The sequence below is a fragment of the Streptomyces sp. NRRL B-1347 genome (genome assembly GCF_000720325.1).
Lineage (GTDB): Bacteria > Actinomycetota > Actinomycetes > Streptomycetales > Streptomycetaceae > Streptomyces.
This window is the reverse complement of record NZ_JOJM01000063.1, coordinates 34,917-52,674: the sequence shown is the minus strand read 5'-3', so window position 1 is coordinate 52,674 and position 17,758 is coordinate 34,917. Positions and strand designations below refer to the sequence as shown.

At 71.9% G+C, this 17,758-nt stretch carries 1 protein-coding gene; it reads left to right on the top strand.

Annotation, left to right across the window (positions count from 1 at the left end; all coding sequences use genetic code 11):
* The first annotated feature begins 99 nt into the window (after window positions 1-99).
* Entirely contained in the window at window positions 100-17,604 is a 17,505-nt protein-coding gene (locus IG74_RS48260) for a non-ribosomal peptide synthetase (protein ID WP_051856110.1), read from the top strand.
* The last annotated feature ends 154 nt before the right edge of the window (window positions 17,605-17,758 follow it).

The following is a 17,758-nucleotide window of genomic DNA, read 5'->3' as shown; positions in this document are numbered from 1 at the left end:
CGAAACCCACGGACGTCGAGTTCGCGCGCCACCGCGCCTTTATTTGCGTATGCAATTGGCTCGTCTGTGCAGGAAGACCCACCGAGGAGTAAACGCGAAATGATCCCTCTGTCCTTTGCGCAGCGCCGGCTGTGGTTCATCGACCGGCTCGAGGGCCCGTCGGCCACATACAACGTTCCGTTCGTGCTGCAGCTGGACGGAGCGCTGGACGTGGACGCCCTGCGCCTGGCGCTGCGCGATGTCGTGACCCGGCACGAGAGCCTGCGCACGCTGTTCGTCGAGGACGACGAGGGCAGGCCCGTGCAGCAGATCGAGCCTGCCGACGACCTCCTGACGGACCTGCCAGTCCTCGACGTGGCGCCCGACGGCCTGGACGCCGCGCTCGCCGAGGCCGCGTCCTACCGTTTCGACCTCTCCCACGAGATCCCGGTGCAGGCACGGTTGCTGCGCACCGCCCCCGACGCCCACGTCCTGGCCCTCGTGGTGCACCACGCCGCCGCCGACGGCGAGTCGATCGCGCCGCTGAGCCGCGACCTCGCCACCGCCTACACCGCCCGGTCGCGCTCCGAGGCGCCGACGTGGGACGAACTGCCTGTCCAGTACAAGGACTACACGCTGTGGCAGCGCGAGTACCTCGGCGACGGCGACACCCCCGGCAGCGTGCTGCACACCCAGCTCGACTACTGGCGCCGCGAGCTCGACGGCGCGCCGCAGCAGCTGCGCCTGCCCACCGACCGCCCGCGCCCCTCGAAGGCCAGCCACGAGGGCGACACCGTCGTCTTCACGGTCGACGCCGAGCTCGTGGCCGCCGTCGACGCGGTGGGCAACCAGCGCGGTCTGACGCGCGCGATGATGATGCAGTCGACCCTCGCCATGCTGCTGCACCACCTCGGTGCCGGTGAGGACGTCTCCATCGGCTCGACCGTCGCGGGCCGCACCGACAGTGCGCTCAACGACCTGGTGGGCTTCTTCGTCAACACCTGGGTGCTGCGCACCGACCTGTCGGGCAACCCGACCTTCGAGCAGGTGCTCGACCGTGTCCAGGACAAGGCGCTGGGCGCCTACGAGAACCAGGACGTGCCCTTCGAGCGGCTGGTGGAGGCGCTGAACCCGGAGCGCTCCACCGCCTACCACCCCTTCTTCCAGGTGATGTTCAGCTGGCAGAGCACCGCTCTGGTCGAGATGGACCTGCCGGGCGTGAAGGTCGCGCTGAAGGCGATCGCCAACGAGACGTCGAAGTTCGATCTGGAGTTCAACTTCGCCTCCGATGAGCAGGGCCGTGTGCACTGCACCCTGGAGTACGCCACCGACCTCTTCGACCGGGCCACCGTCGAGGCCATGGGCGAGCGTTTCCTGCGGATCCTGCGGGCCCTGGCGGCCGATCCGGGCAGCCGCATCGGCTCCGTGGACGTGCTGTCCGCCACCGAGCAGACTGTGTTCGCCGGGCGCAACGAGACCGCGGAGGCAACGCCTGAGGGCACCGTCGCCCAGCTCTTCGAGCGGCGTGCCGCGCTGATCCCCGACGCGATCGCGGTCACCACCGACACCCAGGACCTGACGTACCGCGAGCTCGATGAGCGCGCCAACCGTCTGGCGCGTGAGCTGATCCGGCGCGGCGCGGGCCCCGAGACGCTCATCGGCCTGGCGGTGCCGCGCACCGCGGACCTGGTGACGTCGCTGCTGGGCATCCTCAAGTCCGGTGCGGCCTATGTGCCGATCGACCCGCGCTACCCCAGCGCCCGCCTCGGTCACATCCTGGCCGAGGCGCGGCCGCAGCTGATCCTGACCGATTCCGAGACGGAGTCGGTGCTGCCCGCGGGTGATGCCCCCCTGCTGCGGCTCGACGAGCTGGACCTGGACAGCGGCGCGGCGGACACCCCCGAGGTGGGCCTGCACCCGCACAACACCGCGTTCGTGATGTACACGTCCGGTTCGACCGGCAAGCCCAAGGGCGTGGCGGTCACCCACGTCGGCGTGGTCAACGGCGTCACGCGCCTGGCCGCGGTGGTGGGCCTGGAGTCCGGCTCGCGGATCCTCGCGGGCACGTCGGTGAACTTCGACGTGTCGGTGTTCGAGATCATCACGACCCTGTCGGTGGGCGGCACGGTTGAGGTGGTGCGTGACGCGCTGGTGGTCGCCGAGCGGGGCGGCTGGAACGGCAGTGTGATCAGCTCGGTTCCGTCGGTCTTCGCCGAACTCCTGGACCAGGTGGGCGGGAAGATCCAGGCCGACGCGGTCGTCTTCGGCGGCGAGGCCCTGTCCGCTTCGCTGGTGGCGCGTGCCCGCGAGGCGATCCCCGGCGTCCGCGTGATCAACCCCTACGGGCAGACGGAGTCGTTCTACGCGACGGCGTTCCAGGCCGAGGAGGGCTGGAGCGGTTCGGCTGGGGCGCCGATCGGTGTGCCGCTGGGCAACATGCGCACCTATGTTCTGGGTGTGGGTCTGAAGCCGGTGCCCCCGGGCGTCGTGGGTGAGCTGTATGTGGCGGGCGAGGTGGCGCGTGGCTACTTCGGCCAGGCCTCTTTGACCGCGGAGCGGTTCGTCGCCGACCCCTACGGCCCCGTCGGCCACCGCATGTACCGCACGGGTGACCTGGCGCGCTGGAATGCCGATGGTCAGCTGGAGTACGCGGGCCGTGACGACGCGCAGGTCAAGGTGCGCGGCTTCCGCATCGAGCCCGGCGAGGTGGAGGCGGCGCTGACCGCCCACCCCGGTGTCGCGAAGGCCGCCGTGGTCACCCGCCAGCATCAGGGCAGCACCCAGCTGGTGGGCTACGTGGTGGCCACGCAGCTGTGGGAGTCCGGCGAGGTGGCGAACGTCGGCGACGTCGACGTCGACCTCACCGCGGCCGTGTCTTCGCGCGAGCTGCGCAGGTTCGTCTCCGACCGACTGCCGGAGTTCATGGTGCCGTCGGTGTTCGTGATGCTCGACCGGCTTCCCCTCGACCCCAACGGCAAGCTGGACCGCAGGGCCCTGCCGGAGCCGGAGTTCACCGGCAGCGACTACCGGGCGCCGCGCAACGCGGTGGAGGAGGTCCTCGCCGGGGTCTACGCCGACGTGCTCGGCCTGGAGCGGGTCGGCATCGACGACGACTTCTTCGCCGTCGGTGGTGACTCCATCCGCTCGATCCAGGTGGTCGCCCGGGCCCGGAGCCGGGGCGTGGAGGTCACGCCGCGGCAGATCTTCGAGTCGCGCACGGTCGCCGAGCTGGCCGAGCAGGCCGCCAGCGGCGTCCAGGCCGGTCCGGTCCTTCAGGAACTGGAGGGCGGCGGCACCGGTTTCGTGCCGCACCTGCCGGTCGGCCACTGGCTGGACGAACTGGGCACCGGTGTCGACCGGTTCACCATGTCGATGACCGTCGACCTGCCGGTCGGCATGGACGAGGCCGCCCTCGTCGCCACCCTCTCGGCGGTCCTCGACCGCCACGACGCGCTGCGCTCGCGCCTGGTCACGGGTGCGCGGCCCGGCCTTGAGGTGTCCGCCGCCGGTTCGGTGGACGCCGCTTCCCTGATCCACCGGGTCGCCTGCGACGGCACCTGGGCACAGGGCTGGCACGAGCAGGCCGCCGCCGAACTCGACGCCGCCGCCGACCTGCTGGCCGCCGAGGCCGGGGTCATGGCCCGGTTCGTATGGTTCGACGCGGGCACGGAGCGCACCGGACGACTGATCCTCGTCCTGCACCACCTCGTCGTCGACGGCGTGTCCTGGAGCATCCTCCTGCCCGACCTGGCCGCCGCGTGGAAGGACATCCGCGAGGGCCGCACCCCCGATCTTGCGCCGGTGGGTACCTCGGCACGGCGCTGGGCGCACGCCCTGGCCGACGAGGCCGCCTCCGCCGAGCGCGGCGCGGAGCTGGCCCTGTGGCGTTCCATCGTCGCCGGGCCCGACCCGGTCCTGGGCAGCCGCCCGCTCGACCCGGCCGTCGACACCGTCTCGACCATCGAGTACGTCCACCAGGACCTGTCGGCGAAGGCCACCGAAGCGCTGCTGACGAGCCTGCCCGCCGCCTACCGCGGCGGCGTCAACGACGGTCTGCTCGCCGCGCTCGCCCTCGCGGTCGCCAAGTGGCGCACCCAGCGCGGCATCGACGAGACGGCCGCGAACTCGCTGCTGCTGCGCATGGAGGGCCACGGCCGCGAGGAAGCCGCCGCACCCGGCGCTGACCTCTCCCGGACGGTGGGCTGGTTCACCAGCATGTACCCCGTCCGCCTGGACATCACGGGCGTCGACCTGGACGAGGCACTCGCGGGCGGCGCCGCCGCGGGCACCGCGGTCAAGGCGGTCAAGGAGCAGCTGCTGGCGGTGCCGGACAAGGGCATCGGCTACGGCCTGCTGCGCTACCTCAACCCGGAGACCGCCGAGGTCCTCAAGCGGTACGCCACCGGGCAGATCTCGTTCAACTATCTGGGTCACTACGCGGGTGCGGCGAACATGCCGGAGAACCTGCGCGGCCTGGGCTTCACCCAGGTCGAGGGCACCACCGAGCTGGTGGCCGAGCTGGACGCCGCCATGCCGGCCCTGGCCGCGCTGAATGTCACCGCCTACGTCGCCGACAGCGAGCAGGGGCCGCGCCTGAGCGCCCGGCTCGACTACCCGTCCGGCCTGTTCACCCAGGCCGAGGTGACCGAGCTCGCCGAGCTGTGGCACACCGCCCTGGAAGGCCTGGCGCAGCATGCCGCGCAGCCGACCGCGGGCGGCCTCACCCCGTCCGATGTGCCGCTGGTGAGGGTGGGCCAGGGCGAGCTGGACGCCTGGCAGCAGACGTACGCGGGCCTGACCGACGTGCTGCCGCTGACGGCGATGCAGGAAGGTCTGCTGTTCCACACCGAGCTGGCCGGTGCTTCCTTCGACACCTACCAGATGCAGTTCGACTTCCACCTGGCCGGTCCGGTCGAGCCGGAGCGGATGCGGGCGGCCGGACAGGCCCTGCTGGACCGCTTCCCCAACCTGCGGGCCGCGTTCACCACCGACAGCGCGGGCGACCGCGTCCAGATCATCCAGAGCCACGTCGAACTCCCCTGGCACGAGGAGGACCTGAGCGCCTTCGACGAGCAGGAGCGCGCGGAGCGGCTCAAGCAGTTCCTGGCCGCCGAGCACAAAACCCGCTTCGCCGTGGCCACGGCCCCGCTGCTGCGGATGTCCCTTGTCAAGCTGTCGGCCGAGGCGTGGGAGCTGGTCTTCACCGCCCATCACGCCCTGTTCGACGGCTGGTCCATCCCGCTGCTCATGCAGGACCTGATGCGCCTGTACGGCTCGGCAGGCGATGCCTCCGCACTCGGCAGGCCCGGCACCTACCGGGACTTCCTGACCTGGCTGTCGCGCCAGGACAAGGACGCCACCACCCAGGCCTGGGCACGCGAGCTGGAGGGCGTGGACGAGCCCACGCTGCTGCTGCCCGTCACCTCCGACGAGCCGGGCCAGTCCACCGGCGCCGGGCAGATCGACGTCCCGCTCACCGCCGAGCAGTCCCGCGCCCTCTCCCGCCGCGCCAGCGAGCTGGGCGTGACCCTCAACACCGTCGTCCAGGGCGCCTGGGCGATGCTCCTGGCCGGTCTGACCGGCCGTCAGGACGTGGTGTTCGGCGCCACCGTCTCCGGCCGCCCCCCGCAGGTGCCGGGCGTGGACGAGATGGTGGGCCTGTTCATCAACACCCTGCCGGTGCGGGTGGACTGCGCGCCCGGCGCCTCCCTTGGCAGCGTCCTGAGCACGCTCCAGGACCGCCAGGGCGCCCTCCTCGACCATCACCACCACAGCCTGCTCGACCTGCACCAGAGCACCGGTCTGCGGGCGCTGTTCGACACGATGGTGGTCTTCGAGTCCTACCCGATCGACAGCGCCGGCCTGTCCGAGGCGTACTCCGCCGCGGGGATCTCGGTGACCGGCATCAGCCCCCTCAGCGGCACCCACTACCCCCTGACCGTCATCGCGGTGGCCGAGCCGCACCTGAAGGTCACCCTCCAGCACCAGCACCACCTCCTGGACACCGAGCGCGCCCGGGACATCTCCGTGCGCCTGGGCCGCGTCCTGGCCCAGCTGGCGGAGGACCCGCGGGCCCCGTTCGGCTCGATCGACCTGCTGGAGCCGGCCGAGCGCGAGCAGCTGCTCGTCGCGGTCAACGACACGGCTGCCGAGACGCCCGAGCTGACCATCCCCGGCCTGTTCGAGCGGCAGGCCGCGCTGGTGCCGGACAAGGTCGCGGTGACCTACGGCGACGTGGCGTACACCTACGCCGAGCTGGACGTGCGCTCCAGCCGCCTCGCCCGCGAGCTGGCCAACCGCGGCGTCGGCCCCGAGACCGTGGTGGGCCTGGCCCTGCCGCGCTCCGCCGACCTGGTCACTGGCATGCTCGGCATTCTCAAGGCCGGTGGCGCGTATCTGCCAATCGACCCGAAGTACCCGAGCACGCGCCTGGACCACATTCTGTCGACCGCGCGTCCGCAGCTGGTCCTCACCGACGCCGACACCGTCGGCGTGCTGCCCGAGACCGGCGTCCCGAACCTGTTCCTCGGCGACCTCGACCTCGAAGGCGCAGCCGACGGCGGCGAGTTCACCCGGGCGCGGCCGCACAACGCCGCGTACGTGATGTACACCTCGGGCTCCACCGGCACCCCCAAGGGCGTGGTGATCAGCCACTCCAACGTGGTCAACGGCGTGCTGCGGCTCGCCGAGCGCGTCGGTGTCGACGCGGACACGCGGATGCTCGCGAATTCGTCGGTCAACTTCGACGTCTCGGTCTTCGAGGTCGTCACCACCCTCGCGCAGGGCGGCACCATGGAGGTGGTCCGCGACGCCCTGGTCCTGGCCGAGCGCCAGGAAGTGACGGCGAGCGTCATCCACACGGTGCCCTCCGTCTTCGCCGAGCTGGGCGAGCGCCTGCCCGCCATGACCGGCCTGGAGACCGTCGTCTTCGCCGGTGAGGCACTGCCCGCCACGCTCGTGCACCGCATCCGCGAGACCCTGCCCGACGTGCGCGTCGTCAACGCCTACGGCCAGACCGAGTCCTTCTACGCCACCACCTTCGCCATCGAGGCGGGTCAGGAGTGGCAGGCCGTCGACAACACCCCCGTCGGCACGCCGCTGGGCAACATGCGCACCTACATCCTCGGCGCGGGCCTCGCCCCCCTGCCCCCGGGCGTGGTCGGCGAGCTGTACGTCGCGGGCAACATCGCCCGCGGCTACTACGGCCAGGCCGAACTGACCGCCGAGCGCTTCGTCGCCGACCCCTACGGCCCCGCCGGCGCACGCATGTACCGCACCGGTGACCTGGCCCGCTGGAACGCCGACGGGCAGATCGAGTACGTCGGCCGCCAGGACGACCAGATCAAGATCCGCGGCGTGCGCGTCGAGCCCGCCGAGATCGAGGCCGCCCTGGCCACGCACCCGGCCGTCGGCCAGGCCGTCGTGGTCCCGCACGACGGACCGGGCGACAAGCAGCTGGTCGCCTACGTGGTCCCGGACCTGGACGGCACCGAGTACATCGAGGAGTCCGCCAAGCAGGTCGACGAGTGGGAGCAGATCTACGACGAGGTCTACTCCGCCACCGGCACCGAATGGGGCGAGGACTTCACCGGCTGGAACTCCAGCTACACCGGCGAGGAAATCCCGCTGGACGAGATGCGTGACTGGCGCGACGCCGCGGTGGCACAGATCCTGCGCCAGGGCCCGCGCCGCATCCTCGAACTCGGCGTCGGCTCCGGCCTGCTCATGGGCCACCTCCTCAACGACGACAACATCGAGGAGTACTGGGCCACCGACCTGTCCTCGCAGGTCATCGGCCGACTCACCCAGGAGGTCGAACAGGCAGGCTTCGCCGACAAGGTCACCCTGCGCCACCAGACCGCTGACGACACCACCGGTCTGCCCCGGGGGCACTTCGACACCGTCGTCCTGAACTCGGTGATCCAGTACTTCCCGCACGCCGCCTACCTGGACGACGTCCTCGCCAAGGCCCTGGACCTGCTCGCGCCGGGCGGCCGCATCGTGGTCGGTGACGTCCGCAACGCGGGCACGCTGCACCTGATGCGCACCGGCGTGCAGCGCACCCAGTACCCGAACGAGGCGCCGACGGCGGCCCACGCGGCCATCGCCCGCTCCATCCTCACCGAGCCCGAACTGGTCCTTGACCCCGAGTGGTTCCACCAGTTCGGCGAGAAGCACGGCGCGGCCGCGGTCGACATCCGCCTCAAGCCGGGCCAGGCCCACAACGAGCTGACCCGCCACCGCTACGAGATCTTCGTGCACAAGGACCCGGTGGACGCGCTCGACGTCAGCGACGCGCCCGCCGTGGACTGGACCCGCCAGGTCGGCGAGCTCTCCGCCCTGGAGGAGCTGGTCCGCGCCCAGGACGGTCCCGCGCTGCGCGTCACCGGCATCCTCAACGCCCGGATGATCGAGGAGGCCGACTGGGCCGCCGAGGTCAAGATCGTCGACGCGGCCCCCGCGGCCGAGTCCGCCGTGGACCCGGAGGCCCTGCGCGAGTGGGCCGCCGCGCACGGCTGGAGCGTCCTGATGACCTGGTCGTCGGCGGCGGGCGAGAGCTTCGACGCGGTCGTCCTGACCGACGCCGCCGCCGTCGAGCGGCCGGTGCGGGGCGGCTTCGTCCCGTCGCGCCGCGCCGACCTGTACCTGGCCAGCGACCCGGCCGCGGCCACCCAGATCGGTGTCCTGGTCGGCTCGCTGCGCGGCTACCTCCAGGAGCGCCTCCCGGCCCACCTGGTGCCCGCCTCCGTGGTGGCCATCGCCTCCGTGCCGCTCGCCGCCAACGGCAAGCTGGACCGCAGGGCGCTGCCCGCCCCCGAGCTGTCCTCGCAGGCCGGCGGCCGGGCCCCGCGCACCCTCCAGGAAGAGCTGCTGTGCGACCTGTTCGCCGAGGTCCTGGACCTGGAGCGGGTCAGTGTCGACGACAACTTCTTCGACCTGGGCGGTCACTCGCTGCTCGCCACCAAACTGATCAGCCGCATCCGCGCCACCCTCGGCGCCGAGGTCGAGCTGCGCACCTTCTTCGCCCACCCCACGGTGGCGGGGATCGTGCCGCACCTGGACGGCAGCGTCCGCACCCAGGCGCCCCTGGTCCGCGTCACCGAGCGGCCCGAGCACCTGCCGCTCTCCTTCGCCCAGCAGCGCCTGTGGTTCGTCGACCAGTTCGAGGGCCCGTCGGCGACGTACAACATGCCGATCGTGCTCCGGCTGAGCGGTGAGCTCGACATCCCGTCCCTGGAGACGGCGCTGAACGACCTCGTGGCCCGCCACGAGACCCTGCGCACGATCTTCCCCGCGGTCAACGGCAAGCCCGAGCAGCGGATCCACTCCGTCGAGGACGCGCGGGTCACCCTGGCCGTGCGCGACTTCGACAGCGAGGACGAGGTGGCCACGGCCCTCACCGAGGCCGCCCGGTACGCCTTCGCCCTGGAGAGCGAACTGCCCCTGCGCGCCCAGCTGTTCCGCAGCGGCCCGCAGGAGTCCGTCCTGTCCCTGGTGGTCCACCACATCGCGGCCGACGGCTGGTCCTACGCCCCGCTGGCCCAGGACCTGGCCGCCGCCTACACCGCACGCGTCGGCGGCTCGGCCCCCGAGTGGGCCGAACTGCCGGTGCAGTACGCCGACTACACCCTGTGGCAGCACGAGCTGCTCGGTGACGAGAGCGACCCGGACAGCCTGTACAGCAAGCAGTACGCCTACTGGGCGGAGCAGCTCGCGGGCCTGCCGGAGAAGGTCACCATCCCGACCGACCGGCCGCGTCCCGCCGTGCTCAAGGGCACCGGCGACCTGCTGCGCTTCACCCTCGACGCCGAGCTGCACCAGGGCATCGCGGACCTCGCCAAGGCCACCGGCACGACGCCCTTCATGGTGCTCCAGAGCACCATGGCGGCCCTGCTGACCCGCCTCGGCGCGGGCACCGACATCTCGGTGGGCAGTGGCATCGCGGGCCGGACCGACGAGAACCTGAAGGACCTGGTCGGCCTGTTCGTGAACCTGCTGGTGCTGCGCACGGACACCTCGGGCGACCCCACCTTCGCCGAACTCCTGGCACAGGTGCGCAAGACCAGTCTGTCCGCGTACTCCCACCAGGACATCCCGTTCGAGTCCCTGGTGGAGAAGCTCAACCCGGAGCGCCAGCCGTCCGTCCACCCGCTGTTCCAGATCGCCCTGGCGCTCCAGAACAACGAGGCGGCCCGGTTCGAGCTGCCCGGACTCCAGGTGGAGGCCGACGGTTCCGGCACCGGAACCGCCCGCTACGACCTCCTGCTCAGCCTGGACGAGACCTTCGAGGACCGGACCAAGCCCGCGGGCATCTCGGTCGCCGCCGAGTACTCCGACGAGCTGTTCGACGCCTCCACCATCGAGACGCTGCTCACCCGCTGGCAGCGGCTGCTCACCACCGCGGTCACCAACCCTTCGCACCGCATCAGTTACGCGGACCTGCTCACGCCTGAGGAGCGCCGTCAGCTGCTCGCGGCCGAGAGGGACCAGGGCGAGCAGGTGGCCGTACCGGCCACCTTCCCCGAGCTGTTCGCGGCCCGGGTGCAGGCCACCCCGGACGCCCTCGCGGTGGAGTCGGTGGACGTGACGTGGTCGTACGCGGAGCTGGACGCGCGGGCGAACCGCATCGCGCACTGGCTCCGTGCGCGCGGCATCGGTCTGGAGCAGCAGGTGGCGGTGGCCATGCCGCGCTCGGCCGACCAGGTCGCGGTGGCGTTGGGCATCCTGAAGGCGGGCGCCGCCTACATGCCCGTCGACCTGGACTACCCGGCGGACCGGATCACGTACATGGTCGACGACGCCGCCCCGGCCGCCCTCCTGGTGACCCGGGCCGCGATCGAGGACCTGCCCGAGGGCCTGGCCACGGATGTCATAGCCGTGGACACCGACGAGGTGCGGGCGGCCTGGCAGGCCGCCCCGGACACCACCCCCGCCACGGGGCTGCGTCTGGAGCACGCCGCGTACGTCATCTACACGTCGGGTTCGACGGGCCGGCCCAAGGGTGTGACGGTGCCGCACGCGGGCATCGCCGCGCTCAGCCACTCCACCCAGGAGCGGCTCGCCATCACCGCGGACGCGCGGGTGCTGCAGGTGGCGGCGCCGAGCTTCGATGCCGCGTTCTGGGAGCTGGTGCAGTCCCTGACCACCGGCGCGGCCCTGATCGTGCCCGCGGAGCGGCGCCTGGTCGGTGACGATCTGGTGCGTACGCTGGCCGAGCGCCGGGTGACGCATGTGATGCTGCCGCCCAGCGTGCTGGCCGCGCTGCCCGCCGACACCCCGCGGACCCTGACCGAGCTGCGTACGGTGACCGTCGGTGGCGAGGCCTGCCCGCCCGGTCTGGCCGCGGCCTGGTCGCAGGGGCGGCGTTTCGTCAACGCCTACGGCCCCACCGAGACCACCGTCTGCGGATCCATCTCCACCCCGCTGACCAGCGACCACAGCCCGATCGGCACCGCCGTGGCCGACAACCGGGTGCGCGTGCTCGACGAGCAGCTGGCTCCGGTGCCCGAGGGCACCCCCGGTGAGCTGTACGTGGCGGGCCCGAGCCTGGCCCGCGGCTACCTCGGCCGCCCCGGCCTGACCGCCGAGCGGTTCGTCACCGACCCCTACGGTCCGGCGGGTTCGCGGATGTACCGCACGGGTGACGTGGTGCGCCGGGGCGCGGACGGGCAGCTGGAGTACCTGGGCCGCAGCGACGACCAGGTCAAGCTGCGCGGTCTGCGCATCGAGCCCGGCGAGATCGAGGCGGCCCTGGCCGAGCACCACAACGTGGCCCAGGTCGTCGTCCTGGTCCGCGAGGTCCGCGGCACCAAGCAGCTCGTCGGCTACGTCGTCCCGGTCGGCGCCCGCGAGGCCGCCGACGACTTCGACATCACCGCCGGTGTCTCCGCCAAGGAACTGCGCCGCTTCGCCGCGGGCCGCCTGCCGGAGTTCATGGTGCCCTCCTCCTTCGTCCTCCTCGACGAACTCCCGCTGACGCCGAACGGCAAGCTCGACAAGGCCGCACTGCCCGAGCCCGAGGTGCCCGGCGGTGCCTACCAGGCGCCGCGCACGCCCGAGGAGCAGGCCCTGGCCGCCGCGTACGCGGAGGTCCTCGGCCTGGAGCGGGTCGGCATCGACGACGACTTCTTCGCCGTCGGCGGTGACTCCATCCGCTCCATCCAGGTCGTCTCCAAGGCCCGCGTCCACGGCATCGAGATCACGCCGCGGCAGGTCTTCGAGTGCCGTACGGTGGCCGCCCTCGCCGTGGCCGCCGCGACCGGCGGCCAGGCCGCACCGGTCCGCGAGGAGCTGGAGGGCGGCGGCATCGGCCACATGCCGCTGCTGCCGATCGCCCGCTACATCACCGAACTGGGCGGCGGCTACGACCGGTTCGTGATGTCGATGGCGCTGAACCTGCCGCGGGGCATCGACGAGAGCGGTCTCGTCGCCACGCTGTCCGCGGTCGTCGACCACCACGACATGCTCCGCGCCCGCCTCGTCACCACGGGCGAGACGGGTCTCGAGGTCGCCGAGCCCGGCACCGTCGACGTGGCCTCGCTGATCCGCCGCACGCCCAGCACGGGCGACTGGCAGGACGAGGCCTGGCGCGACGAGGCGAAGGCCGCGCTCGACGCCGCCGTACGGGAGCTGAACCCCGCGGCCGGCGACATGGCCCGGTTCGTGTGGTTCGACGCCGGTCCCGACACCGCGGGCCGACTGATCGTCGTGCTGCACCACCTGGTGGTCGACGGCGTGTCCTGGCGGATCCTCGTCCCGGACTTCGCCGAGGCCTGGGAGCAGGTCCGCGAGGGCCGCACCCCCGAGCTCGCCCCGGTGCCCACCTCGATGCGCCACTGGGCCCACGCCGTCACGGAGGAGGCCGCCTCGCCCGAGCGGACGGCCGAACTCACGCTGTGGCAGAACATCGTGGAGGGCCCCGACCCGCTGCTCGGCTCCCGGCCGATCGACCCGGCGGTGGACACGCGCGGCACCATGGAGTCCGTGGAGCTGCGTCTCGGCTCCGAGGCCACGGAGGCGCTCCTGACGGCGCTGCCCGCGGCCTTCCACGGCGGGCCCAACGACGGTCTGCTGACCGCTCTCGCCCTGGCCCTGACGCAGTGGCGCAAGAAGCGCGGCGTGGACGAGTCCTCGCTGCTCCTGCGCCTGGAGGGGCACGGCCGTGAGGAGGCGGCGGCGCCGGGTGTGGACCTGTCGCGCACGGTCGGCTGGTTCACCACCATGTTCCCGGTCCGTCTGAACGTCGACGGCTTCGACATCGACGAGGCCGTCGCGGGCGGCCGCTCCGCGGGCCACGCCATCAAGGCCGTCAAGGAGCAGCTCAACGCCATCCCCGACAAGGGCATCGGCTACGGCCTGCTGCGCTACCTCAACCCGGAGACCGCCGAGGTCCTGGAGGCGCGCCAGGCAGGGCAGGTCACCTTCAACTACCTGGGCCGGTTCGCCGACGGCGACCAGCCGGGCGGTGGCGGTGGCTGGGCCATCGCGTCCGACATGGAGGGCATCGCCGCCGAGCTGGACGCGGACATGCCCGCCCTGTCGACGGCGGAGATCAACTCCTACGTCGTGGACACCGCGCAGGGCCCGCAGTTCAGCGCCTCCGTCAGCTACCCCGCCGGGCTGCTCGCCCGCGAGGAGGCGCAGGACCTCGCGGACCTGTGGCACACCGCCCTCGAAGGCGTCGCCCGGCACGCGGTCACGCCGGACGCGGGCGGCCTGACGCCTTCGGACGTCTCGCTCGTCAAGGTGCGCCAGCGCGACCTCGAGCAGTGGGAGGAGCAGTACCCGGGCCTCCAGGACGTCTGGCCGATGACGGACGCGCAGTCCGGTCTGCTCTTCCAGAGCCAGCTGGCCGACACCTCCTTCGACGCCTACCACGTGCAGTTCGCCATGCACCTGTCCGGCGACGTGGACCCGGAGCGGATGCGCGCCGCCGGGCAGACCCTGCTCGACCGGTACGCCAACTTCCGTACCGCCTTCGTGTCCGGCGCCTCCGGCCAGCAGGTCCAGCTGGTCCTCGACCACGTCGACCTGCCCTGGCAGGTCGTGGACCTGCGGGACCTCGGTGAGCAGGCCCAGGAGGAGGCCTTCGAGAAGCTCCTCGCGGAGGACCAGACGGCGCACTTCGACCCGGCGGCGCCGCCGATGATGCGCATGGCCCTGGTGCTCCGCAGCGACGAGCTCTCGGAGCTGGTGTTCACCGTCAACCACGTGCTGTTCGACGGCTGGTCCTTCCCGCTGATGCTCCAGGACCTCATCCGCGCCTACGCGGCGCACGGGGACACCTCGGCGCTGCCGCGGGTGCGGCCCTACCGCGACTTCCTGGCCTGGCTCGGCAAGCAGGACCAGGAGGCGGCCTACGAGGCCTGGGCGCGGGAGCTGGACGGAGTCGAGGAGCCGACGCTGCTCGCCCCCGCGGCGGCCACCACGGCCGTCCCCGAGGGCCAGGACGCCACGGACCACGTCGACCTGGCGCTGTCCGCCGGGATTGGCCAGGAACTCCAGCGCCGGGCCGGTGAGTTGGGCATCACGCTCAACATGCTGCTCCAGGGCGCGTGGGGCGTGGTCCTCGGCCATCTGACCGGGCGTCAGGACGTCGTCTTCGGTACGACGGTCTCCGGTCGTCCGCCGCAGGTGCCGGGCGTCGACGAGATGGTGGGCCTGTTCATCAACGCCCTTCCGGTACGCGTGCAGTTCACGCCCCGGGACAGCCTCGCGGACCTGCTGACCGGGCTCCGCGAGCGCCAGGCGGTCCTGATGGACCACCAGAACCTCGGCCTCACCGAGATCCACAAGGCCGCGGGCGTGGGCACCCTGTTCGACAGCATGATCATCTTCGAGTCGTTCCCGATCGACCGGGACGGCATGTCCGAGGCGCACGGCGAGGCCGGCGTCGCGATCACGGGCATGCGCATCCACAGCAGCACGCACTACCCGATCACCCTGGGCTCCGACCCGAACCTGAGCATGGCGGTCATCGAGTACCGCAAGGACCTGTTCGAGCGCGCCGAGATCGAGCGGATCGCCGCCTTCCTCAGCAAGGTCCTCGACCGGCTCGCGGAGGACCCGCACGCCCCGCTGGCTCAGCTCGAGCTGGTGGACGAGGCCGAACAGGACGTGGTGCTGCGGCAGTTCAACGACACCGCGGCGGAGGTCCCGCAGCAGACGGCCATCCGTCTGGTGGAGGAGCAGGTCGCGCGTACTCCGCAGGCCACCGCCGTCGTGCACGAGGGCGAGCGGCTCACCTACGAGGAGGTGAACACGCGGGCCAACCGGCTGGCGCGGCACCTCGTGGAGCGGGGCATCGGTCCGGACACCCAGGTGGCCGTGGTCCTGCCGCGTACCCCGGAGCTGGTGGTGGCGATCCTGGCGGTCCTGAAGTCCGGTGCCGCCTACGTCCCGATCGACCCGGGCTACCCGGGTACCCGGCTGCAGCACATCCTGGACACGGCCGGGCCGCGTCTGGTGCTCACCGACACCACGGTGGCCGACGTCCTGCCCGAGCGGGTGACGGCCGAGCTGCTCCTGCTCGACCAGACGGACGTGTCCGCGTACGCGGGTACGGATGTGTCCGACGGCGAGCGGACGGGTGTGCTGCACCCGGACCACCTGCTCTACCAGATCTACACCTCCGGCTCGACGGGCCTGCCCAAGGGCGTGGGTCTGACCCACGCCAACCTGGTCAACGCCCTGCACGGCATGGTGGACCAGGTCGGTCTGGAAGCGGGCCCGAAGATGCTGGCGAGCACCTCGATCGGCTTCGACGTGGCCAGCTTCGAGCTGTTCTTCACCCTGACCCGGGGCGGCAGCGTCGAGGTGGTCCGCGACGTCCTGGCCCTGGCCGAGCGCGACAGCTGGGACCTGGACGTGGTCAGCTCGGTGCCCTCGGCCTTCGCTGAACTCGTCGACCAGCTCGGCGGGCGGGTGACGCCCAAGGCGCTGCTGTTCGGCGGTGAGGCCCTCACCCCGGCCCTGGTGGACCGCATCCGGGCGCAGTGGCCCACTGTGCGGATCGTCAACTGCTACGGGCCCAGCGAGGCGTTCTACGTCACCTCGCACGTCCTGGACAGCGAGGCCTCCTACCCTGCGGGGGTGCCCATCGGGCGGCCGCTGAACAACCTGCGCGGCTATGTCCTGACGCCCGCCCTGACCCCGGTCGCCCAGGGCGCCGTCGGCGAGCTGTACATGGCGGGCGCGGGCGTGGGCCGCGGCTACCACGACCGCTCGGCGCAGACCGCCGAGCGCTACCTGGCCGACCCCTACGGCCCGGCGGGCGGGCGCATGTACCGCACCGGCGACCTCGCCCGCTGGACCCAGGACGGGCACCTGGAATACCTCGGCCGCGCCGACTCCCAGGTCAAGATCCGCGGCTTCCGCATCGAACCCGGCGAGGTCGAGGCAGCCGTCGCGGCACACCCCCAGGTCGCCCAGGCCGCGGTGATCGCCCGCGCCACCGCGGGCAGCAAGCAGCTGGTGGCCTACGCGGTGCCCGAGACCGGCGCGGAGCTCGACGTGGCGCAGCTGCGCACCTTCGTGGCCGAGCGGCTGCCCGAGTACATGGTCCCGGCGGCGTTCGTCACCCTGGAGCGCCTGCCGCTGTCGCCCAACGGCAAGCTCGACCACCGGGCGCTCCCGGCGCCCGACCTGTCGGGGACGGCGGCCTACCGGTCGCCGCGCACTCCTCAGGAAGGCGTCCTGGCCAGCCTGTTCGCGCAGGTCCTGGGGGTGGAGAAGGTCGGCATCGACGACAACTTCTTCGACCTCGGCGGCCACTCGCTGCGCGCAACCCGCCTGGTCAGCCGGATCGCGGCGGTCCTCATGATCGAGGTGCCGATGCGGACGGTGTTCCAGGCGCCCACCGTCGCGCAGCTGGCCGAGCGCCTCACGGCGGGCGGCGAGGGGGCCGGGACCGAGAGCACCGACCCGTACGGGGTCGTCCTGCCGCTGAAGAGCGGCGGCAGCGGCACTCCCGTGTGGTTCATCCACCCCGGTATGGGCCTGTCCTGGTCGTACCTGGGCATGGCGATGCAGCTCGGCGACCGGCCGGCGTACGGCATCCAGGCCCGCGGCTTCGACGGCTCGCCGATCCCGGAGAGCTTCGAGGCGATGGTCCTGGACTACGTGGAGCAGATCCTGGCCGTCCAGGAGGAGGGTCCGTACCACTTCGTCGGTCACTCCATGGGCGGTACCCTGTCCCACGCCGTCGCCGCCGAACTCCAGCGCCGCGGCCACGAGGTGCCCTTCATCGCGCTCCTCGACGCCGCGCCGACGAGTGCCTTCGTCTCCGGTGACGTGGTGCTCGACCGGTCCGTGGGCCGGGAGTTCCTCGCCGGTTACCTCCCGGGCGAGGAGGAGGACGCCGAGCGTCAGACGCTCATCGAGAACGGCGCCCTGATCATGTCCGAACACGTACGGATCGCGCGGGAGTTCACCCAGCCCGTGTACCGCGGCACGGTGTTGTACTTCAACGCGACGCTCAGCCCGGAGGCCCAGGCCTCGTTCTGGGACCCGTACGTCGAAGGGGATGTGCGCGTCAGCGACATCCACGCCACGCACTTCGGCCTGACCGCACCCAAGGTCGCGGCCGAGATCTGCGCCGTCATCAACCGCCACCTCGCGGACTGACGGAGCAGCACGCGGTGTCGGGTCCGGCCCACGCGGCCGGGCCCGGCACCGCCCCCGTCCCCCCTCACCAGCCGGGTGAGGGGGGACGGCAGTACCTCTGTTCCCCCTCACCTGCCAGGTGAGGGGCTCTTGCGGCCAACCACAGAAGAAGAGA

Coding starts and splice junctions, on each gene's coding strand:
- IG74_RS48260 (WP_051856110.1), top strand. CDS start 100: ATGATCCCTCTGTCCTTTGCGCAGCGCCGGCTGTGGTTCATCGACCGG.